The following is a 22,439-nucleotide window of genomic DNA, read 5'->3' on the forward strand; positions in this document are numbered from 1 at the left end:
TGCCCTCGTGGGTCCCCGTTCCTCGGATCCCGGCACGGCGTTGGGGACCTTTGCCTGATTTGTGCGAACTACTGGCATACCGCAGTATGTCTCAGTAGGGTAACGGAACTACGTTCGCGCAACGGATTCGCCGGTGCCCCCTCGCGCGCCACGCGGCACCACACCATCGGCCCCTGGCCCCTGACCGACGGTCGACCACATCCCGCACAGAGGGTCGCGGGACCGACACACAAGCCCCAGAAATCAGTGATCTCGGAGTCCCTAGTGGCCTCATCCACGACCAGTCCGGCACCCCAGTCCACGGAGAACGGGAACGGCGCGACCGACCCGGTCTCCGCAGCAAGGGCCTCGGCGGCAGCGCGACCGCCGGGCCGTGACGCCCGACTCGACAACGCCAAGTTCATCCTCATCGCCCTGGTCGTCGTCGGCCACGCGATCGAGCCGCTCTCGGACTACGGGCCCGCCAGTGCCCTCTACTACTGGGTCTACTTCTTCCACATGCCCGCGTTCATCATGATCAGCGGCTACCTCTCCCGTTCCTTCGACTCCTCGTCGATGCGGGTGGAGAAGCTGGTCCTGACGCTGGCCGTCCCCTACCTGGTCTTCTGGACCATCCACCAGACCATCTACACGGTCGAGCGCGGCGGACTCCCGGACACCCTGTCCGTGCTGAAGCCGACCTGGACCCTGTGGTTCCTGGTCGCCCTCTTCCTGTGGCGCCTCACCGTGCCGGTCTGGCAGCGGCTGCGCTGGCCCGTGGCGATCGCGGTGGTCATCTCCCTGTTCGCCACCACGGCGGACCTGGGCAGCACCCTCTCGATCGGCCGGGTGCTCAGCTTCCTGCCCTTCTTCGTGCTGGGCCTGAGCCTGCGCCGCGAGCACTTCGCCCACCTGGACCGGCTCTGGGTGCGGATCGCCTCCGTGCTGGTGCTGGGCCTCACCGCCGTCCTGGCGGTGCCGGTCTCGGGCCGCATGAGCAGGGACTGGCTCTTCTGGAAGGAGAGCCTGACCGACCGCGCCATCGACCCGCTGATGCCGAGCATCGGCATCCGGCTGGCCTTCATGGGCATCGCCCTGGTCATGACCGTCGCGGTCCTGGCGCTCACCCCGAAGAGGCGGACCTGGTACACGTCGCTGGGCGCCTACACGCTCTACGTGTACCTGGGCCACTCGGTCTTCCTGATCCTGCTCAAGGCCAGCCCCTGGTACGACCTGATGTCCGGCCCGGTGGCCCTGGCCACCACCCTGTCGCTGGGCATGGGGCTCACCCTCCTGCTGTGCACTCCGTGGGTGCGCGGGTGCATGCGGTGGGCGGTCGAACCGCAGCCCACGTGGTTCCTGCGCCAGGACGACAGGGGTCTGGCCCACGAGGAGGCCGAGGCGAGGAGGCGGACGGCCGAGGCGGAGCGGAGCTCCGTGTAGCCGACCGCGTCCACAGACGGGAAGAAGAGGGGGCGTTCCGCATGGTGCGGAACGCCCCCTCCCTCGTTCGGGTACCCGGCTCCGGGCCGGGTCGGGCTCAGCTGCCGCCCACGCTCGCCGGGGTCGCGGCGGCCAGCTCCCGGCGGCGCGCCTCGAAGCGGCGGGACTCCTTCCACAGGCGACCCACCAGGACCACCTCGAAGAAGCCCAGCGCGAGGCAGGAGAAGACCGCCACGGGGATGATCAGGCTGTTCAGCGGGGTGAAGAAGGCGAACACGACGGTCGCGGGCGCCACCACGCACAGGAACATCTCGAACTCGATGCCGCTGAACAGGTGCGGGCGCACGCGGTGCCTGAGGAGGGCGTTGCGCACCCGGGGGTAGAGGCCGCGGGGCGCCGGGGCGTCCGCGTTGGCCGGGGCGTCCGACACCTCGTCGTCCTCGGGGTCGGACACGTCCGGGTTGGTGGCCTCGTCGCGCAGCCGCTCGGTGTCCCCGGAGGCCACGGCGAGCGCCTGCTTCATGGTCTTGCGGGTCTTGGCGACCTGCGAGCCGTTGAGGTAGCGCAGCAGGTCGAAGAAGACCACCACGGGAGCGACGATCAGGTAGGCGGCCTGGCCGGTGACCAGCCACTGGCCGACCAGCAGCGCCATCACGCAGCCGAAGAAGCGGATGCGGTCGAAGACGAAGTCGACCCAGCTCCCGAAGACCGACCCGGTGCCCTTGAGGCGGGCGATCTTGCCGTCCATGCAGTCCAGCACGAAGCTCAGGTGGAACAGCAGGGCGCCCGCCAGCAGCCAGGCCCAACCCAGGTCACCGGCCCAGACGGGGGCCGCGAAGCAGATCGCGGACAGCAGGCCCAGCACGCCCGCGCCCAGCGTGAGCTGGTTCGGTGTGACGTTGGTCCGGTTCGCCGTCCACACCACCATCCGACCCGCGAGCGGATCAACCAGGAAGACGGTCCACCAGGCGTCCTTCGCCTTGTAGGTCTCGTCCTTGACTTGCGCGAGCGTGAAACGCGACATGCGGGGTTCTCCTGGAGGGCCCTGTTAACCCGCGAACGCCTACGGTGCGGCGGAATCTGCACCGTTTGTGGGCAGGGGCGAGGGCTGGGTTGAGGCGGGAATCGAGTCATCATGCCAGACGGGGGTACCCCCAACCTAATCGGTGACGGCATACTTGACAGGTAAGAGGGGGATCAACAGGGTGCCGCCCGCGCGCAGCCGGGCGGAGTGGTCCACCCCCTTCGGTCTTGACCGAGGTAGAGGCATTGCGTTTTCTCAACGACCAGGTTCCCAGCCAGGACCTGACCTACAGCGACGTGTTCATGGTTCCGGGCCGCTCCGCCGTGGGCTCCCGGCTCAGCGTCGACCTGTCGTCCCCGGACGGCACCGGCACCACCGTGCCGCTGGTCGTCGCGAACATGACCGCCGTGGCGGGCCGCAGGATGGCCGAGACGGTCGCCCGCCGGGGCGGCATCGCCGTCATCCCGCAGGACATCCCGTTCGAGGTGGTCTCCGACGTCATCGCCTGGACCAAGCAACGCGACCTGGTCTACGACACCGCCATCACCCTGAACCCGACCAGCACCGTCGGTGAGGCGCTCAACCTGCTGCCGAAGCGGGCGCACAACGCCGTCATCGTGGTCGACGACGCGCGCCGCCCCGTCGGCGTGGTCACCGAGGCGGACTGCGCGGGCGCGGACCGGTTCGCCCAGCTGCACGACGTGATGTCCGCCGAGCTGCTGACCATCCCCGAGGGCACCGACCCTCAGGCGGCGTTCGGGATACTGCACGAGAACCGGCACCGGCTGGCCCCGGTGGTCGACGGGAACGGCGCCCTGGTGGGCGTGCTCAGCCGCACCGGCGCGCTGCGCTCGACCCTGTACCGGCCCGCCGTGGACGACCGGAACCGGCTGCGTGTCGCCGCCGCCGTGGGCATCAACGGCGACGTGTCCGGCAAGGCCGCGGAGCTGCTCGAGGCCGGGGTGGACACCCTGGTGATCGACACCGCGCACGGCCACCAGGAGAAGATGATCTCCGCGATCCGCAAGGTCCGCGCGCTGTCGCCGGACGTGCCGATCGTCGCGGGCAACATCGTGACCGCCCAGGGGACCCGGGACCTCATCGAGGCCGGGGCCGACATCGTCAAGGTCGGCGTGGGCCCGGGCGCGATGTGCACCACCCGGATGATGACCGCCGTGGGCCGTCCGCAGTTCTCCGCCGTGCTGGAGTGCGCGGCCGCCGCCCGTGAGCTGGGCAAGCACGTGTGGGCGGACGGCGGTGTGCGCCACCCGCGCGACGTGGCCCTGGCCCTGGCGGCCGGTGCCTCCAACGTGATGGTGGGGTCCTGGTTCGCCGGGACCTACGAGTCGCCCGGCGACGTCATGCGCGACGCCCAGGGCCGCCAGTACAAGGAGAGCTTCGGGATGGCCTCGGCGCGCGCGGTGCGTCTGCGCACGTCCGAGGACTCCCCGTTCGAGCGGGCCCGCAAGGCGCTGTTCGAGGAGGGCATCTCGACCGGCCGGATGTACCTGGACGCCGAGCGTCCCGGGGTCGAGGACCTGATCGACCAGATCATCGCCGGTGTGCGCAGCTCCATGACGTACGCGGGCGCCACCTCGCTGGCGGAGTTCCACGAGCGTGCCGTGGTCGGCGTGCAGAGCGCCGCCGGGTACAACGAGGGTCGTCCCGTGGAGAACGGCTGGTAGACGGCGACCGTTCGGAACACGGTGAGGGGGAGGGGTCTTCGGGCCCCTCCCCCTCCGTGTGCCCGGACCAGGCTCCGTGCCCGTCGGCTAGGCGGAGCCGTCCTCCCGGCTGCCGGCCTCGTGTTCCTTGCGGTACCGGCCGCAGAGGCGGTCCGCGTGCCGGATGGGTTCGGGGACCCGGTACCTGGGCGAGACCCGCAGGATGAGCTCGGCGGAGCCCGCGAGGTCCACACGGTGGCCCACGGAGACGTAGACGGGCTTGGTGCGGGCGCGGGTACGCAGGACCCGGCCGATGACCTCGGCCCCCTCGGCCGCGAGGGTCTCGGTGTCCTCGACCACCTCGGAGCGCCCGGCGACCATGGGGGTCCACGATCCGCGCTCCTCCCCCGGCGGGGAGTTGCGGCCGTAGAGCACGGACTTGGCGGACCCGACCACCGGTGCGTCGATGAGGACGCCCAGATGGCTGGCGATCCCGAAGCGGCGGGGGTGGGCCACGCCGAAGCCGTCGCAGACGAACACGTCCGGGGTGACGGACAGGCCCTCGATGGCGCGGAGTACCGGGGGCAGTTCCCGGAAGGCGAACAGTCCGGAGATGTAGGGGAAGGACGGGGTGTCGGCGACCAGGGAGGTGTCCACCACCTCCAGGGTGCGGGCGTCCAGAACCACGGCGGCCGCCGCCAGCTCCTTGTCGCCCACGCCGTAGCTCACGTCGAGTCCGGCCACGTAGCGCACGGCGTCCGGGTCGAGGGTTTCCGTGCGGACCCGGTCGGCCAGCAGGCGCTGCCGGGCCACCGCCTCCTTGGGGTCGCTCGGCCAGTTCTCCGGGTCGTCCAGCGCCTGGGCCGCCCGCCGCGCGACGTCGCTCACGTGTTGTTCCTCGGTTCCCTCGTCCGCTCCCCGTCCGGGCTCTCAGGCGCAGTCTAGGCCGGTGAAGGTCTGCCCGGCGGCGGGCACCCCGGCCCCCTCCCAGCGGAAGGGGATCCCCATGGCCCGGTTGAAGTCGGGGTGGTCCATCAGTTGGAAGTGCAGGTGGGGTTCGCTGGAGTTGCCGGAGTTGCCGCACCGCCCGATCCGCTGTCCGGCGGTGACCCGGTCGCCCTCGCGGACCTCGGCCGATCCCTTCCGCAGGTGGGCGTAGGCGGCGTACACGCCGTCGCCCAGGTCCAGGACGACGTGGTTGCCGACCACCCGGCGGGCACCGCCGAGGCTCCGGACAGTGCCTTCGAGGAGCAGGTACAGGAGCCCGGGCCAGGTGTCGCGGCTGCGGTGGTCGCGCTGGCCGTCGCGCACGCGCACGACGGTGGCGTCGGCCACGGCCAGCAGCGGCCGGTCGAAGGCGGGGTAGCCGTCGTCGGGGCGGCGGGAGAGGGGCCACCAGTAGCTGCGGCCCGGGGGGCGGCCCTCGTCCACGTAGACGTCGATCGCGTAGGTCTGCCCGTACTGGTGGGTGCCGTGGCTGGGCACCCTGTCGGCCGGGCTGTTGAGCCCCACCCACGCGCCCGCGACCGGTGGGGCCACCGTGACGGTCGCCTCCTCCCTGGCCTGTTCGGAGGGCTTGCGGGTCCACAGGCGCGGCCCGAACAGGAACACCCCCGCCACGGCGAGCAGGGGCAGCAGCGGTTCCATCGGCAGGCCGAAGGCGATGGCCGCGGCGGCGTAGGCGAAGTACACCACCAGCAGGGGTGCGCCGAGGTTCGTGAGGATGCCGCGCATCTGGACTCCCTGGGGATTTTTCTACGTAATTACGTATCAACGTACACCACTCCGCCCCCAAGAAAAGAACCGCCCAATTTCATACGCCTTGTGGAGCGTCGCGTTGTGCCGGAGGCCACAGACCCGAACGCTCGGGAGCACCGCCCCGGAGCAGTACCGTGGAGCCGTGAATTTGTACTGACCGGTCAGTTCAAAAATTGGGGAGGCCGCAAGAATGCGTCGGGCCACCGGAGCTCGTGTGCACGCCGAGGGCGTCACACTCACCACCCGAGAGGGACCCGTCTACACGGGGGTCGACTTCACCGCCCGGCCGGGAACGCTCACCGTCTTCCAGGCCGATTCCGGGGGCGGGCGCAGCGCACTGCTGCTCACCCTGTCCGGCCGGATGAAGCCGACCGGGGGCAGCCTGCACGTCGACGGGTACGCACTGCCCAAGCAGGCACGGAAGGTACGCCGGATCAGCTCGCTCGGGCTGATGGACGACGTCAACGCCCTCGACGACCGCCTGCGGGTGAGCGAGCACCTCTCCGAGGCCCGCCTGCTGCGTATGCGCCCCGCCGCGCGGTCCGTGACCGACCAGGCGATGGAGGCGGCCGACCTGGCCGACCTGGACCGCCGGACCATGATCAAGGAGCTCTCCATGCTGGAGCGGCGGCGCCTCGGCGTCGCCCTCGCACTGGTCTACGAACCGCGCCTGCTCGTGGTGGACAACGTGGACGGCGGGCTCAGCCGCGAACACCAGGCCGACATGTGGCGGTCCCTGACGAACCTCACCGACGAGGGGCTGACCGTCATCGCCACCTGCGCCGACGCCCAGGAGTTCGACTCCGTGGCCGGGCCCGACACCCAGGGCCCCCTCCGGATCAGGCAGGGCGACACGGACACCGGAGAGGAACCGACCGAGGAAGTGATCGGGATCGACCAACTGCTCCACGAGGGAACCGAGACGGATCCGCCGTCCGAGGACGGGTCCGCCCGGAAGGGGGGCAGACACCGTGGGCTTTCGTGACAGGAAGAAGAAGGACGCCGGGGACGCACCCGTCTACCGGTTCATGTCCGTCCCCCGGCTCGGACTGCTCACCATGCGGTCCTTCCTGCGGTCACCGCTCCCGACGGCCGCGCTCGCCGCGCTCATGCTCATCCCCCTGCTGTACTCCGGCATGTACCTGTGGTCGTTCTGGGACCCCTTCGACCGGATGGAGAACCTCCCGGTAGCCCTGGTGAACGAGGACGAGGGCGCCGAGGTCGACGACGAGGAGGTCAACGCGGGTGAGGAGCTCGCCGACACCCTCCTCGACCGGGGCGACCTCGACTGGCACCTGGTGGACGGCGCCGACGCCGCCCGGGGGCTGGACGACGGTACGTACTACGTCACCCTGACCATCCCCGCGTACTTCAGCGAGGCCCTCACCTCGCCCTCCCGGGACCGCGAGGACCCGGTCCCCGCTCTGTTGATCGCCAACTACAACGACTCCAACAGCTACGTCGTGCGCCAGCTCGCGGGCAGCGCCTTCAACGAGATCCGCTCGGCCGCGGCCTCCTCGGCCATCAGCGACTACCTCGACCAGATCTTCCTGGGCTTCAACGAGATCCACGGCCAGACCGAGGACGCGGCCGAGGGCGCCGGACAGATCGCCACCGGTGCCGGGGACGCCGAGAGCGGCTCCGGTGAGCTCTCCGAGGGCGTCGACGGCGCCCACGAGGGCGCGGGCACCCTCAGCGGCGGTATCGGAGAGCTCCACGAGGGTTCCAAGACCCTCGCCTCCGGTGCCACGAGCGCCTCCTCGCAGGTCTCCGACCAGGTCGACAAGCTCGACGACCTGGCCGACGAGTGGCTGCCGCAGCTGGAGGAGGACATCCCCGACATCCAGAAGCGCGCCGGTGAGGCCGCCAAGGTGTCCGCCGGGGTGTCCGAGGCCCTGGAGGACCTGCCCCAGGAGATCGACGTCACCGCCCTGAACGAGGTCGACGGCCGCCTGTCCACCTACCTCCAGGACCATCCCGAGCTGGAGAAGGAACAGCCCGACCTGCACGCGCTGCTGACCGACCTCCAGGGGGCCATGGACACCGCGCTGTCGGTGGCCGGATACGTCAACGACAACCGCGAGGACATCAACGCGACCGCCGCGGAGGCCGCCGCGCTCAGCGAGAAGGCGGCGGCCCTCTCCGAGGACCTGCCCACGATGGTCGAGGACGCCAAGGACGCGCGGGCCAAGGCAGACGAGCTCGCCGAGGGCCTGGAGACCCTGGCCGAGGGGTCCCGCACGCTCCGCGACGGCCTCTCCGAGGCCTCCTCGGGCGCCGGGGAGCTCAACAGCGGGCTGGGCCAGCTCAGCGGCGGCGCCGGAGACCTCCACGACGGTCTGGGCGACCTGGCCTCGGGCTCGGACGAACTCGCTGAGGGGCTGTCCGACGGTGTGGACGAGATCCCCACCTACTCCGACGACGGCCGGGTCAGCGCCGCCGACATGATGAGCGAGCCGGTCCGCCTGGACAGCGAGGTGGACAACGAGGCACCCAACTACGGCACCGGTTTCGCGCCGTTCTTCGTGCCCCTGTCCCTCTGGGTGGGCGCCATGGTGGTCTTCATGGTGCTGCCCGCCCTGTCCACCCGGGCCCTGGCCTCCTCAGCGCCCTCCTGGCGGGTGGCGCTGTCCGGTCGCGTCGTGCCGCTGCTGCTCGGCTGGGCACAGGTGGCGGTCATGATGACCGTCCTGCACCTGGGGCTGGGCCTGCAGTCGCAGAACTGGGCGCTGATGCTCGCCTTCCTGGCGCTCACCTCCGCCGCCTTCACCACGACCGTCCAGTACCTGAACGTGAAGTTCAACGCGGCGGGCCGGGTGGTGGCGCTGGCGCTGCTGGTCCTCCAGCTGACGTCGGCGGGCGGCACCTACCCGATCGAGACGAGCCCGACGTTCTTCCAGGCGATCGGCCCGTACCTGCCCCTGCACTGGGCGGTGACCGCCATGCGGCACCTGATCGGCGGCGGGGACATGATGCTGGTCGCGCAGGCGTTCGGTGTGATGGCCCTATGGCTCGTGGTGCCCCTGCTGCTCACCTGGAGAGCGGTGAACAGCAAGCGGGTGTGGACGATGTCCACGCTCTATCCCGCGCTGAAGGTCTGATCACCGGGGGCACCCGGCCCTCGACCGAAGAGCGGCCGGGAGCCCCTGCCGAGCGCCCGACTGCCCGCACAATCGAAGACCAAGTGGCCACCTGCGAAGCTTGACCACAAGGGGGTGCCCGGTTCGGGCGCCGCCAGGGTTCTGCAAGACGAGTCAAGCCGCCAGCGAGGAACGAGCCAGGCGTGGACGAGGATGAAGAAGTCCCTGGCTTCTTGGGCGCCCGAACACGGGCCGAAGCGAAGCGGAGATGCAAAAGGATAGGGAACCGATGAACGTGAGCACCCCCGACAGGCCCCGCAGCGGGCGCCGTGAGGCCACCCGGCAGAAGCTGTTCGAGGCGGCGGTCACGCTGATCTCCGAGCAGGGATACGGCGCGACCACGGTCGACGAGATCGCCGAACGGGCCGGTGTCGCGAAGGGCACCGTCTACTACAACTTCGGGGGCAAGAACGAGCTGTACGCGGCCCTGATGGAGTGGGGCATCACCCGGCTGGCCGAGACCCTGCGGAGCTCGGTGCCCGACCCCGCTGAGCAGGTCGAACCCCGGGAGACCCTGGCCACGGTGCTGCGTGCGGGTGTGGTCTTCATCAGCACCCACGAGGCGATGGCCCGGCTGCTCATGGCGGAGGCCTGGCGCACCAACCGGGCCTGGTACGCGACCATCCGGCAGATCCGCACGGAGGCGATCGGGGTCATCACCGGTCAGCTCGACGCCATGGTGGAACGCGGGTTGACGCGGCCGGACCTGGACACGGCCCTCGCGGGATCGGCACTGTTCGGCATGGTGGTGACCGTGGCCCTCGACTGGCGTACGCTCCAGCCAGAGCGTCCCGTCGAGGAGATCCACACCACCCTGGCGCATCTGGCCGACGGACTCATCGGCTCCCCCGCCTCCCCGCGCTGACACCCGTAGAAGAACTCCGGAGAGGACTCCCCCGCCATGGCCGATCTGTACCCTCTGCTGCCCGTGATCGTCGGTGCCGTCCTGTTGTGGATGGTCACCCGCGACACCCGAATAGAGCTGATGCTCGTCCGCAACGGCGTTCGCGCCAAGGGGAGGGTGATCGGCTACCACGAGACGTCGGTGGCCTCCCGGATGATCGTGCAGTTCCAGACCGAGGACGGCAAGGAGGTCCACGCCGAGCACGAGAACACCGGGTGGATGGCCTCCCGTGCCGGGGAGATCGTCACCGTCTCCTATGACCCGGAGGTCCCCGAGCGGGCCAGGATCGTCTCCGGGCCGTGGTTGAGCCACTGGGTGCGCGGGATGTTCGGCGGGCTGGGCCTCGTGCTGGTCCTCATCGGCCTCTTCCTGGGCTATCTGCACTGGTGGGAGCAGTAGCCGCTCACACGGGGGCGGGGGACTCCGTCTCCCGGGGCGGGGCGTAGCGGACCAGGCGTCGGGGCAGGTCGCCGTTGAGGCTGGACCGGGTGCGGACCCGCACGCGGCAGACGAGGTCGGCCAGGCCGGCGCCGTCCGGGCGGACCACGGCGGTGCTGGCGTGCAGCGCGAGGACGGCGAGGGAGAACCAGGGCAGGCCGAGGGCGACCAGCACGGCGACCGGCGCGTACAGCAGCGCGGTGCGGGCCAGGACCCGGAGCCGGGAGGCCGGTCGGGGGCGGTGCCACTCCGTGAGGGCCAGGCGGGCCGAGGCCGCGCCCGGGGTGCACCGGTCGCTGCGGAGCAGGGGTGAGAACAGCCCGAAGAGCACGGCCAGGACCAGGAGGGTCGCGGTGAGGAGCTGCTCCCGCGCGCCGGGGCCGACCGTTCCGTAGGCGGCGGCCAGGGCGACGACCGTGGCCGCGCCGAACCACCACAGGCCCAGGTCGACGAGGGTGCCGAGCATCCGCCGACCGAGGTCGGGAGCGACCCGGTCCGGGACGGCGGCGGGCCAGGAGCGGTGCGGTCCGAACGGCCACACCGTCGGCACCCAGCGGGCGAGCAGCCAGCCCAGGAGGGTCGCGGCGGCGCCGACCCCGGCGGTCCCGAACCCGACCGCGTTGTAGGCGCAGGGGTACAGGCCGAGGACCCCGGTGGCGCGGACCACCACCACGGCGAGGGCCAGCGCGGTTCCGACGGCGACCGTGGTGACCGGCCCCCGGCGGAACCGGGAGCGGGCGAGCAGGCCGACCGGCAGGAAGACGCCCAGGGCCAGGGCCGCGTCGCGCACGGTCAGGGCTGGTACGGGCGCGGGTTCGACGGCGCACAGCCCGTCTGCGGAGGCGGGCAGGGGCCAGACCGCGTAGGCGGCCAGTCCGAGCCCGGTGACGAGGGCGGCGAGGGTGAGCTGCCCGGGCCAACCGACCAGGCGCCCGTACCTCTGGTGCTGTCCGCGCAGGTAGAGGGCGGATGCGGTGACCATCAACAGCGGTATGGCGGCGACCGCCACCTCGATGGCGGCCTGACCTCCGCCGAACGGTTGCCCCATGGCGTGTGCGTTCCCCTTGCTCGTTCCCGGTGCGCCAGGCTAGTACGGGCCGCACGTGTGTGGGGAGGGAACCGTGATATCACTCCGCTGGCGCGCTTCTCCGGGCCCGGAGGCGTGCCTTCCCGACACCGCCGAAACCCCCTGTGACGTTGGTCCCACGGCGAGCGCGCGGCTCCCCACGTGGTGGTTCGCACGCGTCATACCTGGCCTTGTGTGAACAATTCACTACTTCATGGCAGACTGCCTGCACCACCCGGATAATCCGCCGTTTCTCGGGCGAGATACGATCCCCAACGCCGAAAACCCCCGCATGTGGTGACTCTCCGGCGAGCCCCGACCCCTGGAGGGACGAGCGCGGACCACACGGCGGGAGGTCCGCGCGCGCCGGCCCGCTGGACGCGGCCAGGCGACCGCTCGGCTCCGACAGTGCCTGAGAAGACTTTGACGCGGATCGACAGGAGAACCGTGCAGGCAGTACCGAAGAAACGTGGGCGGACCATCGCCGCCCGTATTCGCGCCATGGTCATGATCCCCACCACCGCGCTGTTCGCACTGTGGTTGATCCTCACCTTCGTCCTCGGCGGCGACGCTGCCTACCAGCTGATCCGTTCCAAGGCCACCGACGACCTCGTCACCCCCGCCGCCGTCGGCCTCGTCTCCGCGATGTCCGAGCGCTCGGCCACGATCGCCTACATCGAGGACCCCGACGACGCCGAGCTGGCCCAGCGGCTGGAGCAGAGCCGTCAGGCCACCGACGAGTCCCTGGGCGTCGTCGTGGACGACCTCATGGGCTTCGCGGACCTCGCTCCCGGCGACGGCGGCATGCACATCGAGATGCTGTACGACATGTACCAGGAGATCGACGGCGTCCGTACGTCCGTCGACGACGGCGACGCCACCCGTGCCGACGTCCTGGACTTCTACAACGAGCTCGTCCTGCACGGCGCCGACAGCTTCGACAGCCAGGGCCGTGAGGGCAACGAGGGGGACGCGGTCAGCCCCGGCTTCACCGCCATCTACCTCTTCCGCACCGTGGACGTGGGCGCGCGGGCCGACGCCCAGATCGCCCGCGCCTTCGCCACCGGCGAGCTCACCGTCGAGGACCAGCGCGAGTTCACCAGGATGATGGGCGCCTTCGAGGCCCTCCTGGACGCCAACGCCCCCTACTTGGAGGGCGACGGCCTCCTCGACCGGTACGAGGCCGTCCGGGAGAGCCCCGAGTACGCCACCCTCACCGAACTCTCGGACCAGATCACGGACCGCCAGGTCGAGACCACGACGGTCACCGACCCCGTCACCCTGCTCCCGGAGACGGTCGACGACCTCTCCATGCCGGTCTCCCAGGCCGAGTGGGACGCGGCGTACGAGCACGTGATCACCGAGCTCACCGACCTGGGCGCGCAGGAGTCGCTGTACGCGGCCGAGGTGACCCGCGGCGACGCGCACGGCGCCGTGATCCTCGCCGTCAGCGGCAGCCTGGGCGTCGCGGCCGTCCTCCTCATCGCCTTCACCCTGGCCCGTCGGTCCTCCCGGAACCTCACCTCGCGCCTGCTCACCCTGCGCGAGGAGTCCCAGGACCTGGCCGAGAACAAGCTGCCCGAGATCATGGACCGCCTGCACCGGGGCGAGCGGGTGGACGCCTCGACCTCCCTGCCCGAGCTGCGGACGGAGGAGGACGAGATCGGTGACGTCGCCAAGGCGTTCAACTCCGCCCAGCGCGCCGCCGTCGAGGAGGCCGTCCAGCAGACGGAGCTGCGCCACGGCGTCAACCGCGTCTTCCTCAACATCGCCCACCGCAGCCAGACGCTGGTGCACCGCCAGCTCCGTCTGCTGGACAAGATGGAGCGCGAGCAGGAGGACCCGGACCAGCTCGCCCAGCTGTTCAAGCTGGACCACCTGGCCACCCGTTCCCGCCGCAACGCCGAGAACCTGCTGATCCTCGGCGGTGAGGCCCCGGGCCGTACCTGGCACCGCCCGATGCCGCTGATCGACGTCCTGCGCGGCGCGATCTCCGAGTCCGGCGACTACACGCGGGTCAAGCGTGAGCGCATCGCCCGGGTGAACCTCAACGGCCCCGCCGTCGCGGACGTCATCCACCTGGTCGCGGAGCTGGTGGACAACGCCGCCATGTTCTCGCCGCCGCACACCCAGGTGCGCCTGAGCAGCGACGACGTGCCCAACGGCGTGACGATCGAGATCGAGGACCGCGGTCTGGGCATGGCGGAGGCCGAGTTCACCTCGACCAACGCCCTGCTGGCGGACCCGCCCGAGTTCGACGTCATGCGCCTCAACGAGAAGATGCGCCTCGGCCTGTTCGTGGTCTCGCACCTGGCGCACCGTCACGGGATCAAGGTGCACCTGCGCCCGTCGCCGTACGGCGGCGTCCAGGCGATCGTGCTGCTCCCGCAGGAACTGATCTCCGGCGACCGCACCCCGCTCCCCGCGACGGAGGAGCCCGGCGACATCTGGGAGGTGCGCGAGATCGTCGACCGCACGCCCGAGGTCGCCCTGGAGGCGAGCCGGTCCGCCCGGCCGGGCAAGCCCGTGCTGACCTCGGTGTCCACGTCCCCGAGCACGAAGGAGCCGGAGACGTCGTCCGAGACCCCCGAGGCCTCGGAGAGCGACCTGCTCAGCGCCCCGGTCACGAAGGACGAGTCCCGTCCGGTCCTGCCCACCCGCCAGTCCCGTATCAGCGCGGTGCCGGACGCCGCCAAGGACGCCCCCGCCAAGGAGCCCGCGGCTCCGAAGACCCCCGAGCCCCCCGAGACCCCCGAACCCGCCGAGACGGCCGAGGAGCCCGAGACGGTCGAGGCCGGCGGCGGCCGTCCCGCGCTGCCCAAGCGGCGGCCGCAGGAGAACCTGGCGCCGCAGCTGGCGACCGACCCCGCCGAGTCCGGAACCTTCGGCCGGTCCGCCTCCGCCGAGTCCCCCCTGGAAGGCACCGAACGGCTGGCGCGCCTGCGTCGGAACATGTCCGCGTTCCAGCAGGGAACCGACCGTGGACGGCGCGAGAGCAAGCAGAACACCAACGACACCGACAAGGACGCGTAACCGTGACGAGTACCGAAAGCGCTGAGCGCGGCAGCGGAAGCGCCGCGGGCAAGAAGGACATCGACTGGCTCCTGGACGAGTTGCTCGACCGCGCCGTGGGTTCGCGCCACGCGATCGTCCTCTCCGCTGACGGCCTGCTGATCGGCCGCTCGAAGGAACTGGTCAAGGAGGACGCCGAGCACCTGTCCGCGGTCGCCTCCGCGTTCCAGAGCCTGGCCCGGGGCACCGGCCGCCACTTCGGCGGCGGCGAGGTCCTCCAGACCGTCGTGGAGATGGAGAGCGCCTACCTCTTCGTCACCGGCGCGGGTCGCGGCGCCTGCCTGGCCGTCCTGGCGGAGGAGAGCGCCGACGTCGGTCTCATCGCCTACGAGATGAACGTCCTGGTCGAGCAGGTGGGCCGCTACCTCGACTCCGCTCCCCGTCACGAGGGCGCGGCCGAGGCGTCCGGGGAAGCCACGCGATAGGGGTTCGTATGCAAGCACACAGCGAGTTCGATCCTGGTGAGTCCCCGCTCGGCCTGCCGCACCGCGACGCCGTCGGAGGGTTCGACGCGGACGCTCCCGAGGGCGAGGAGGCGGGGCCGCTGGTCCGGCCGTACGTGATCGCGCAGGGACGCGACCACGCCGACGCCGTCCAGCTGGACATGATCAGCGTGGTGATCGCGGCCAAGAGGGCCGAGGTCGACGAGATGGCCCTCGAACCGGAGCAGCTCCGCATCCTGGAGCTGTGCCGTCGTCCCCTGTCGGTGGCCGAGGTGTCGGCCCACCTGGACATCCCGGTGGCCGTCGTCAAGGTCCTGCTCAGTGACCTGCTCAACCGCGGGCTGGCCCTGGCCCGCGCCCCCTACACAGCTAAGAGCCCGGTGAGCCGGGACGTACTCCAGGCGGTTCTCGATGGCATCCAGAGACTCTGACCCGGGCCCCGAGGCCCCCGTCCCCTCGGCACTCAAGATCCTGGTCGCCGGGGGCTTCGGCGCCGGGAAGACCACCCTGGTCGGTGCGGTCAGCGAGATCGCCCCCCTGAGCACCGAGGAGGTGATGACCGAGGCCAGTTACGGCATCGACGACCTCTCCGGCGTGGAGTCCAAGACCACCACCACGGTGGCGCTGGACTTCGGCCGCATCACCATCAGCCCCGCCCTGGTGCTGTACCTGTTCGGCACGCCGGGTCAGGAGCGCTTCTGGTTCATGTGGGAGGAGCTGTCCGAGGGCGCCCTGGGCGCGGTCGTCATCGCGGACACGCGCCGCCTGGAGACCTGTTTCGCCGCGGTGGACTTCTTCGAGCAGCGCGGGGTGCCGTTCGTGGTCGCGGTGAACTGCTTCGACGGGGCGCACCAGTACGAGCCGGACGAGGTGCGTGAGGCGCTGAGCCTGAACCCGGACATTCCGGTGACGCTGTGCGACGCCCGTGAGCGCGAGTCCGCGAAGCAGGTGCTGCTGGCGCTCATGAACCGGGTGTCGGAGCAGGTCGCGGCCTGATCCGTGCCGGTCACGGCTGGCGCGGCCGGTCCGACGCGGGGCGGGTGGAGGGGGCTGGGTACTCCCCTCCACCCGCCCCTTCGCGTGTGTCGGACGGCGCGGGGCCTCCCCCCCTTCCGTTGTACACGTGTAGGTTCCAGGTAAAGTGCGGGGCAGCGCGGTGCCCTCGACGGCGGGCGTTCGGAGGAATCCGGGGCACACGTCCCGGGAGGTCCAGGACGAAGGTGGAGTTCCATGCAGCGTTTCCATTGGCGAGACGAGATCCGCGGCCTGGACGCGGAGGCCGACTGCGAGAGGATCGTCCGGATCCTGGGCACCCTGGAGTTCCCCTGGGACCTGGAGCAGGCCCTGGGGCTGGCCCTGTACCGGACCTACGCGGTCCCGTCCATCGGTCGGCTGCTCGGGGACACCCACGAGTTCACCGCGCGCACCCAGCACCGCTACGACGACACCGCGCTGATCCTCAACGACATCATGGAGCACGGTTTCGGTCCGGGTCGCGGGCGTGACGCGCTGCGCCGGATGAACCAGATGCACCGGTCGTACGACATCAGCAACGACGACTACCGCTACGTGCTGAGCACGTTCGTCGTCATGCCGGTGCGCTGGCTGAACGACTACGGGTACGGCTGGCGCCGTCTGAGCGACCACGAGATCGCGGCCAGCACGAACTACTACCGCAAGCTCGGCAGGCACATGGGGATCAAGGACATCCCGGAGACCTACGCCGAGTTCCGCGAGCTGATGGACTCCTACGAGGCGGAGCACTTCGCCTTCACCGAGGGAGGCCGCGCGGTCTCGGACGCCACCCTCGGACTGATGGTGGACTTCTACCCGGCCTGGCAGCGTCCGCTGGTGCGCCCCTTCACCAAGGCCCTGCTGGACCCGCCGCTGATCAAGGCCTTCGACTACCCGGAGCCCTCGGCGTTCTGGCGCAGGGGCGGCGACCTCGCCCTGCGGCTGCGCGCGCGGGTCGTACGGCGGATGAAGCCGCGCCAGGAGCCCCGCTGGGCCCGGATGAGCCCCAACATCCGCAGCTACCCCGACGGCTACGAGCCGGACCGCATCGGCACGTTCCCGAAGGGCTGCCCGGTCCCCCACGACATGCTGACCCGGGACGTCGCCGCGACCGGCGCGAGGGTCCCCGCCCCCGGCCAGTCCCTGGCCCCGTCTCCTCGTGTGTCCGAGGACTCCGGTTCCGTCCCCGTCGAGGACGCCGCTGCCGGGGCACCCGAGACCGCGAGTGCCGCGTCCGAGGCGACCGAGCGCTGATCCCCGCCGGTGGGGGCGGGTGCGGCCCCCTCCGCCCCCGCCCCTACCGGCCCCGGACGGGACCGTGGATGCGCAGGAAGGCGTCCACCCCGGAGCGGACCGTCGCGATCCGCTCCTCGTCCGACAGCGGCAGCGCCCCGAAGAACGAACGGCTGTTGGCGGGGCCGCGCACCAGGGCCAGATAGTGCCCGGCGGCGGTCTCCTCCCCGCCCTCCGCGATCTCCAGCAGGCCCCGGTCGGCCAGGGCGCGCAGGTGGGCGGCCAGGGCCCCCACCACCAGTTCCGAGCCGCTGTCGGACCAGGCGCGCGCCGCCTCGGGGAAGTGCGTGGCCTCCCCGATCAGCAGCCGGACCAGGGCCGTGTGGTCGGCCCTGCGCCCCCACGGTGACAGCCACTCGTCCTCGAAGCCCACCAGCGCCGCCCGCGCGTCGGTGGCCGGTCCGAGGTGGCGGGCGGTGGCCTCGGCGTGGTCGGCGGCCAGGACGGCGCTGCTCTGGGTGACGATGGTGAGGAACAGCCGCTGCTTGTCCTCGAAGTGGTTGTAGATGGTGCGCTTGGACACGCCCGCGTCGGCGGCGATGGCGTCGACGCTGGCCCGCGCGTAGCCCTCCCTGAGGAACACGCGCAGCGCGGCCTCCGTGATGGCCTCGCGTTTGACCGCCGACCGGCGCTCCCGCCCGTCCCCGCACGTGTCGGTCATCTCTCGCCCTCTGTCCTCGTGCCCTCGCCGACCGGGGAGAACCCCGTTCCCCCGCGAAACTGCACCGTGTAGTTTACCTGTTATGGCGAAGCACGACCCCCACTCCTCCTCCGCTGTGTCCGCCGACCCCGCACCGACCTCCCCGCCCCCCGCGCGCCCCTCTGTCGGTCCTCCCCCGGCGCCCCACCGGCTCGACCGGCCGCTGGTGAAGCTGGCCGCCGTCCTGTTGGTCGGTTCGATGGCCGCCCTCCTGGACACCACCATCGTCAACGTGGCCGTGGACCACCTCTCCCGCGCCCTGGACGCCCCGGTCTCCACCGCGCAGTGGGTGGCCAGCGCCTACCTGTTCTCCACCGCCGCCGTGATCCCGGTGACCGGCTGGGCGATCGACCGCTACGGCCAACGGGCCACCTGGATCACCGCGCTGGTGTTCTTCGGCGTGGGGTCCCTGCTGTGCTCCGCCGCCTGGTCCATCGAGAGCCTGATCGTCTTCCGCGTGCTCACCGGCCTGGGTAGCGGCATGGTCCTGCCGCTGGTCATGACGATCCTCGTGCAGGCCGCCGGACCCCAGCGCCTCGGCCGGGCGATCGGACTGATCAGCGTGCCCATCCAGCTGGCGCCCGCGCTCGGCCCGGTGCTGGGCGGGATCGTCCTGGACACGCTGGGATGGCGGTGGATCTTCGTGATCTCCGTGCCGTTCATCCTGCTCGCCATCGCCCTGGCCGTGCGCGGGGTGCCCAGGGGCACCCCCCGTGCCACCGAACGGCTCGACGTGGTGGGGCTGCTCCTGCTCTCCCCCGGCATCGCGACCCTGCTGTACGGGCTGTCGGTGCTGGGGAGTTCGGCGCTGGCCCCGCTGTTCGCCGGTGCGGGGCTGCTGCTCATCGTCGGCTTCGTGGTGCACGCCCTGCGTGAGCGGCCCGGCGGCCCGCCGCCCGTGATCGACCTCCGCCTGTTCCGGAACCTGCTGTTCCGGCTGGGCGCGCTGCTCATGTTCGTCTTCGGGATCTGCGTGTGGGCGGGCATGTTCCTGCTGCCGCTCTTCTTCCAGCAGGTCCAGGGCACCTCCGCGATGACCGCCGGTCTGCTCATGGCTCCGATGGCCGCCGGCGTGGCCCTGGTGAACCTGTTCATGGGGCCGGTCACGGACAACGTGGGACCGCGCTACCTGGTGGTGGGCGGCCTGTTCGTGGGCGCGGCCGCCACCGCCCCGTTCGTCCTCGCCGGACCGGAGACCTCCCCCGCCCTGCTGGCCGCCGCGATGTTCGTCCGGGGGCTGGGGCTGGGTGCGGCGATGGTGCCGATGCTGGCCACCGCCTACCGGGGCCTGCCCTCGGACCGGGTGCCCCGGGCCAGCAGCGCCCTGAACGTCACCCAGCGGCTGGGCGCCGCCGTCGGCACCGCCGCGCTGGCGCTCCTGCTCGCGTCCCTGCTCTCCGACACCGTACGGCCCGAGACCGCCTTCCAGGCGACCTTCGGGTGGATGACAGGTCTGACCGCCGCGGCGATGGTGCCCGCGATGTTCCTGCCCAGCACCCGCCCCGACCTCGCCGGCGGGCGGTCCGGCTCCGACTCCTAGGCGCCGTGTTCCGCGCCGGTCTTCGGCTCCACCCTGCGATCGGGGCCGTAGGTCACCCGCCGTACGAGGGTCTCGAACGGCCCCCGTCGTCCGGCCCGGCGCATCCGGTCGGCGAGGACGACGGTGGTCAGCCAGACCACGGTGGCCAGGAGGGCGGTCGACGCCACCGTGAGGGTGCCGGACAGGTCGAGGAGGAACGGGGTGAAGACCACCGCCCACACCGGCGACTGCGCGAGGTAGCAGGTCATGGAGCGCTGACCGGTCGAGGCCAGGGCGGTCACCACCGGCCCGGGGTTCGGTCGGCGTTCGATCCGCAGCGCCACCAGCGCGATGAGCGCCGCGTAGCCGAACCCGCCCGCGACCCCGCTCGCCCCGTGCAGGGCGCCCAGGACCGCCTGGTCCTGCACGGGAGGAACCGGAACGACGCCCGCGACGGCCAGGGCCAGCGGCTGCGCGCCCAGCACGGCGATCACCGGTCCCGCCACCGCCGTGGTGACGAGGAGCCAGCGGTGCCGCCCCTCCCGCTCCAGCATCCGGCGCCGCCCGGCCCACAGCCCGACCAGGAACGGTGCCGCGAAGCCGATCGGCCCGACCAGCGACACCAGCGCCACCGCCGCCGCGCGGTCGGTGAGCATGGTCAGCGGGTCCTGGGGCAGGAGCACCGGGTCCGGCCCCTCGGTGCCGAACACCCCCGCGTCCGGCAGGGACGTGACCAGGAGGAACAGGGCGGCCGCGGCCAGCAGCCAGCGGTCGCGCCAGAACACCGCGAAGGAGCCGAGCAGCAGCAGGACGCCGTACATCGCGAGGATGTCCCCGGCGTAGAACAGGAAGCCGTCCACCACACCGACGGCGACCAGTACGGCCGCGCGCCGCCACAGCAGCCTGCGTGCGGCGGGCCGGTCCCCGTTCGTGTTGCGGCTGACCAGGAGGGCGACGCCGTACCCGAAGAGCAGGCCGAACATGGGGAAGGCGCGACCGTCCGCGAAGGTGGCGATCGCCCAGGAGACCGCGCGGTCCACGGAGCCGCCGTCGATCGGGAACCCGCCGAGGTAGGCGTCCCCGCGCACGAAGTAGTGGGAGTTGGCCAGCGCGATGCACAGCAGCATCGCGCCCCGGGCCAGGTCGGGTCCGAGCGCCCGCCCCCGGGCCGCCACCGGCCTCCGTGAACTGTTCATGGCGTCAGCGTACGTCATTAATAGAGTAAGCACTACAATAATAAGGCGCTTAACTGTGCCCAGGACCAGAACGCCCCCGACGAACGGAGCAGCCGCACATGCGGACGGTCGATCCGGAGAAGCACGCGGCGCGCCGGGCCGCGATCCTCGGCGCTGCGGCCGAGGTGTTCGCCGAGCGGGGGTACGACGGCGCCACCACCGCGGCGGTCTGCAAACGGGCGGGCGTGGGCTCGGGCACCCTGTTCCACTACTTCCCGGACAAGCGCACCATGTTCCTGGCGATCGTCACGGACGACCTCGCCACGGTCACCACCGGTCTGGGACGGATCGACCGGACCGACCCGGACCGGGCGCTGGACGAGGTCCTCGACCTCCTCACGGCGGACCTGGGCGACCCGATCGCCCCCGGCCTGGCCGGGGCCATGATCCAGCTGGCCCAGCGCGACCCGGAGTTCGGCGCCACGGTCGTGGCCAAGGACGAGAGCACCCGGGCCAGCCTCGCGGAGATCGTCGCGGCGGGACAGGAGTCGGGTGTCTTCCGGACTCCCGTGGACCCGCGACGCGCGGCGCGCTGGATCGTGGCGCTCACCGACGCCGGATACCTGATCAGTGACGACGAGGAGTTCGACACGGCCGAGGACGGCGCGGAGCTGCGCCGGATCGTCGCTGCCTACCTGGGCCGACGCGCCGGGACCGACTGACCGCCCCGGACCGCGCGCCGTCGCCCGCTAGATCGTTGATGTGAAAAGTGTGTGCCCTGGTCAGTGGTCGTAAGCGATCAGCGACCGCTTGACCGGGGCGCCGATCAGCCAGTTGTGCCAGATCACCGCGTTCAGCGCGCAGACGCGCTGGCACACCCTGGCCCAGAGCCCTTCGGTCGTACGAGCTTGGTGGCGTTCCAACCCGAGTTGGTTCTTCAACGTCCAGATCACCGCCTCGATCCGCTGACGCAACCACCCCGGGAAAGCGTGGTCGGGCTCGTCCTTGCGCGAGGGGCGGACCAGAACGTGACCCAGACCAGCGGCGGCCTTCTCGATCCCGGCCCCGGCGAACCCTTTGTCGCACACGATCGGCACCGGCCCCGGCCCGGGGGCGCAGCCCTGCACGTGGAGCAGGTGCAGCGCCTGCTTGCGCTCGTCCAGCTCCTTGGGATGGGCCAGGGAGAACGCGCACACCGACCCCTCGGCAGTGGTGATCAGCATGAGCTTGGCGCCCCAGTAGAACGCGTGGTGGGACTGGTCCATCCCATAGCCAGCGATCTCGCCCAGGCCGGAGCGGTTGACCGTCACTCGTGAGGCACCGCAGCGCACCGGGGTGCCATCCATCAACCGCAGTTTCTCGTGCCAGGTAGGTGCGACTCGGGCGAGCCACCGAGCTGCTTGGAGCAGGGCCGGGGCCGTCGCACGCAGGTGGCGGTTGTACTCGGACTGGCTGGGCAGACGCGGGAAGAGATGGCCGATGCGTGCTGGTGCGGCGCGCATCCAGTGCCGCTCGGAATCATGGCGCAGCAGGACCTGGGCGATGGCCACACAGACCAGTTCGGCGTCAGTGAGCAGGCGGGGCCGCCCCGCCCGTCGGGGTCGGTTCGCTGAAGGGAGCACCTCATCGTCCAGATGGACGTAGAGTGCTGTCAGAAGGGCGTCAAGGTCTTTGGTCACACTCTGATCCTTGACGCCCTTCGTCATGCCCGCAGCAGGTTCAGCGATTTCCCATCAACGATCTAGGGAGTGTTTTTTGGATGCTTTCGCTGGTGGCGGCGGAGCCGCCATCGATGCGAGCGGCCGTC

The 22,439-nt window shown here is 71.1% G+C and carries 20 protein-coding genes; 13 read left to right on the plus strand and 7 right to left on the minus strand.

What is annotated here, in order from left to right; genetic code table 11:
• The first annotated feature begins 264 nt into the window (after nt 1-264).
• The gene (locus AC0VYL_RS22380) at nt 265-1,422 is read left to right on the plus strand and encodes an acyltransferase family protein (protein ID WP_475481406.1); all 1,158 of its coding nucleotides are present in this window, start codon (nt 265-267) and stop codon (nt 1,420-1,422) included.
• Nucleotides 1,423-1,519: 97 nt separating this feature from the next.
• On the opposite strand, the gene AC0VYL_RS22385 is transcribed toward AC0VYL_RS22380, so the two are convergent.
• Nucleotides 1,520-2,446 carry a CDP-alcohol phosphatidyltransferase family protein gene (locus AC0VYL_RS22385; RefSeq protein ID WP_475481407.1) on the minus strand — a complete coding sequence of 309 codons (927 nt, stop codon included), beginning with the start codon at nt 2,444-2,446 and terminating at the stop codon, nt 1,520-1,522.
• A gap of 245 nt (nt 2,447-2,691) precedes the next feature.
• Here AC0VYL_RS22385 and AC0VYL_RS22390 point away from each other — a divergent pair, with 245 nt between their 5' ends.
• Nucleotides 2,692-4,131 (plus strand): GuaB1 family IMP dehydrogenase-related protein, encoded by a 1,440-nt coding sequence (locus tag AC0VYL_RS22390; protein ID WP_475463191.1) that lies wholly within the window; start codon nt 2,692-2,694, stop codon nt 4,129-4,131.
• Nucleotides 4,132-4,218: 87 nt separating this feature from the next.
• Here AC0VYL_RS22390 and AC0VYL_RS22395 read toward each other — a convergent pair whose 3' ends face one another.
• On the minus strand, nt 4,219-4,998 hold the full coding sequence (locus AC0VYL_RS22395; RefSeq protein ID WP_475455670.1) for an endonuclease V: 780 nt from the start codon (nt 4,996-4,998) through the stop codon (nt 4,219-4,221).
• Nucleotides 4,999-5,040: 42 nt separating this feature from the next.
• Nucleotides 5,041-5,844, minus strand: a complete 804-nt coding sequence (locus AC0VYL_RS22400; RefSeq protein WP_475481408.1) for a M23 family metallopeptidase — start codon at nt 5,842-5,844, stop codon at nt 5,041-5,043.
• Nucleotides 5,845-6,058: 214 nt separating this feature from the next.
• Between AC0VYL_RS22400 and AC0VYL_RS22405 the strand changes: the two genes are divergently transcribed.
• The 4 genes from AC0VYL_RS22405 to AC0VYL_RS22420 all read left to right on the plus strand — a co-directional run bounded on the left by AC0VYL_RS22405 (nt 6,059) and on the right by AC0VYL_RS22420 (nt 10,311).
• A complete protein-coding gene (locus AC0VYL_RS22405) occupies nt 6,059-6,853 on the plus strand; it encodes an ATP-binding cassette domain-containing protein (RefSeq protein ID WP_475455674.1) in 795 nt (264 codons plus the stop codon).
• A gap of 43 nt (nt 6,854-6,896) precedes the next feature.
• On the plus strand, nt 6,897-8,969 hold the full coding sequence (locus AC0VYL_RS22410) for a YhgE/Pip family protein (protein WP_475483564.1): 2,073 nt from the start codon (nt 6,897-6,899) through the stop codon (nt 8,967-8,969).
• 268 nt (nt 8,970-9,237) lie between these two features.
• Entirely contained in the window at nt 9,238-9,873 is a 636-nt protein-coding gene (locus AC0VYL_RS22415; protein WP_475481409.1) for a TetR/AcrR family transcriptional regulator, read from the plus strand.
• Nucleotides 9,874-9,909: 36 nt separating this feature from the next.
• Nucleotides 9,910-10,311, plus strand: coding sequence for a DUF3592 domain-containing protein (locus tag AC0VYL_RS22420; protein WP_475455678.1), 402 nt, complete (start codon nt 9,910-9,912; stop codon nt 10,309-10,311).
• 4 nt (nt 10,312-10,315) lie between these two features.
• Here the strand turns inward: AC0VYL_RS22420 and AC0VYL_RS22425 are convergent, their stop codons facing one another.
• Entirely contained in the window at nt 10,316-11,398 is a 1,083-nt protein-coding gene (locus tag AC0VYL_RS22425; RefSeq protein WP_475481410.1) for an antibiotic resistance protein VanZ, read from the minus strand.
• 465 nt (nt 11,399-11,863) lie between these two features.
• Here AC0VYL_RS22425 and AC0VYL_RS22430 point away from each other — a divergent pair, with 465 nt between their 5' ends.
• The 5 genes from AC0VYL_RS22430 (at nt 11,864) to AC0VYL_RS22450 (ending at nt 17,199) form a co-directional block, all read left to right on the plus strand.
• Complete coding sequence (locus tag AC0VYL_RS22430; RefSeq protein ID WP_475481411.1) at nt 11,864-14,449, plus strand: sensor histidine kinase; 2,586 nt, start codon at nt 11,864-11,866, stop codon at nt 14,447-14,449.
• A 2-nt stretch (nt 14,450-14,451) separates the two neighbouring features.
• Entirely contained in the window at nt 14,452-14,913 is a 462-nt protein-coding gene (locus tag AC0VYL_RS22435; protein ID WP_475455684.1) for a roadblock/LC7 domain-containing protein, read from the plus strand.
• Nucleotides 14,914-14,921: 8 nt separating this feature from the next.
• Complete coding sequence (locus AC0VYL_RS22440; RefSeq protein ID WP_475481412.1) at nt 14,922-15,362, plus strand: DUF742 domain-containing protein; 441 nt, start codon at nt 14,922-14,924, stop codon at nt 15,360-15,362.
• A complete protein-coding gene (locus AC0VYL_RS22445; RefSeq protein WP_475455688.1) occupies nt 15,343-15,927 on the plus strand; it encodes a GTP-binding protein in 585 nt (194 codons plus the stop codon). Before AC0VYL_RS22440 ends, AC0VYL_RS22445 begins: the two co-directional genes overlap by 20 nt.
• A 234-nt stretch (nt 15,928-16,161) precedes the next feature.
• Nucleotides 16,162-17,199, plus strand: coding sequence for an oxygenase MpaB family protein (locus tag AC0VYL_RS22450; protein ID WP_475481413.1), 1,038 nt, complete (start codon nt 16,162-16,164; stop codon nt 17,197-17,199).
• Nucleotides 17,200-17,242: 43 nt separating this feature from the next.
• On the opposite strand, the gene AC0VYL_RS22455 is transcribed toward AC0VYL_RS22450, so the two are convergent.
• Complete coding sequence (locus AC0VYL_RS22455; RefSeq protein ID WP_475481414.1) at nt 17,243-17,899, minus strand: TetR/AcrR family transcriptional regulator; 657 nt, start codon at nt 17,897-17,899, stop codon at nt 17,243-17,245.
• An 82-nt stretch (nt 17,900-17,981) separates the two neighbouring features.
• On the opposite strand from AC0VYL_RS22455, the gene AC0VYL_RS22460 reads away from it, so the two are divergent.
• Entirely contained in the window at nt 17,982-19,478 is a 1,497-nt protein-coding gene (locus AC0VYL_RS22460) for an MDR family MFS transporter (protein WP_475481415.1), read from the plus strand.
• Here the strand turns inward: AC0VYL_RS22460 and AC0VYL_RS22465 are convergent.
• Nucleotides 19,475-20,653 carry a DUF418 domain-containing protein gene (locus AC0VYL_RS22465; protein ID WP_475481416.1) on the minus strand — a complete coding sequence of 393 codons (1,179 nt, stop codon included), beginning with the start codon at nt 20,651-20,653 and terminating at the stop codon, nt 19,475-19,477. The two genes, AC0VYL_RS22460 and AC0VYL_RS22465, sit on opposite strands and share 4 nt — an antisense overlap.
• Nucleotides 20,654-20,751: 98 nt before the next feature.
• Here AC0VYL_RS22465 and AC0VYL_RS22470 point away from each other — a divergent pair, with 98 nt between their 5' ends.
• Nucleotides 20,752-21,354, plus strand: a complete 603-nt coding sequence (locus AC0VYL_RS22470; protein ID WP_475481417.1) for a TetR/AcrR family transcriptional regulator — start codon at nt 20,752-20,754, stop codon at nt 21,352-21,354.
• A 60-nt stretch (nt 21,355-21,414) separates the two neighbouring features.
• Here AC0VYL_RS22470 and AC0VYL_RS22475 read toward each other — a convergent pair whose 3' ends face one another.
• On the minus strand, nt 21,415-22,311 hold the full coding sequence (locus AC0VYL_RS22475; RefSeq protein WP_475453480.1) for a transposase: 897 nt from the start codon (nt 22,309-22,311) through the stop codon (nt 21,415-21,417).
• Nucleotides 22,312-22,439 lie beyond the last annotated feature (128 nt).

Source organism: Nocardiopsis sp. iso_238, assembly GCF_056173325.1.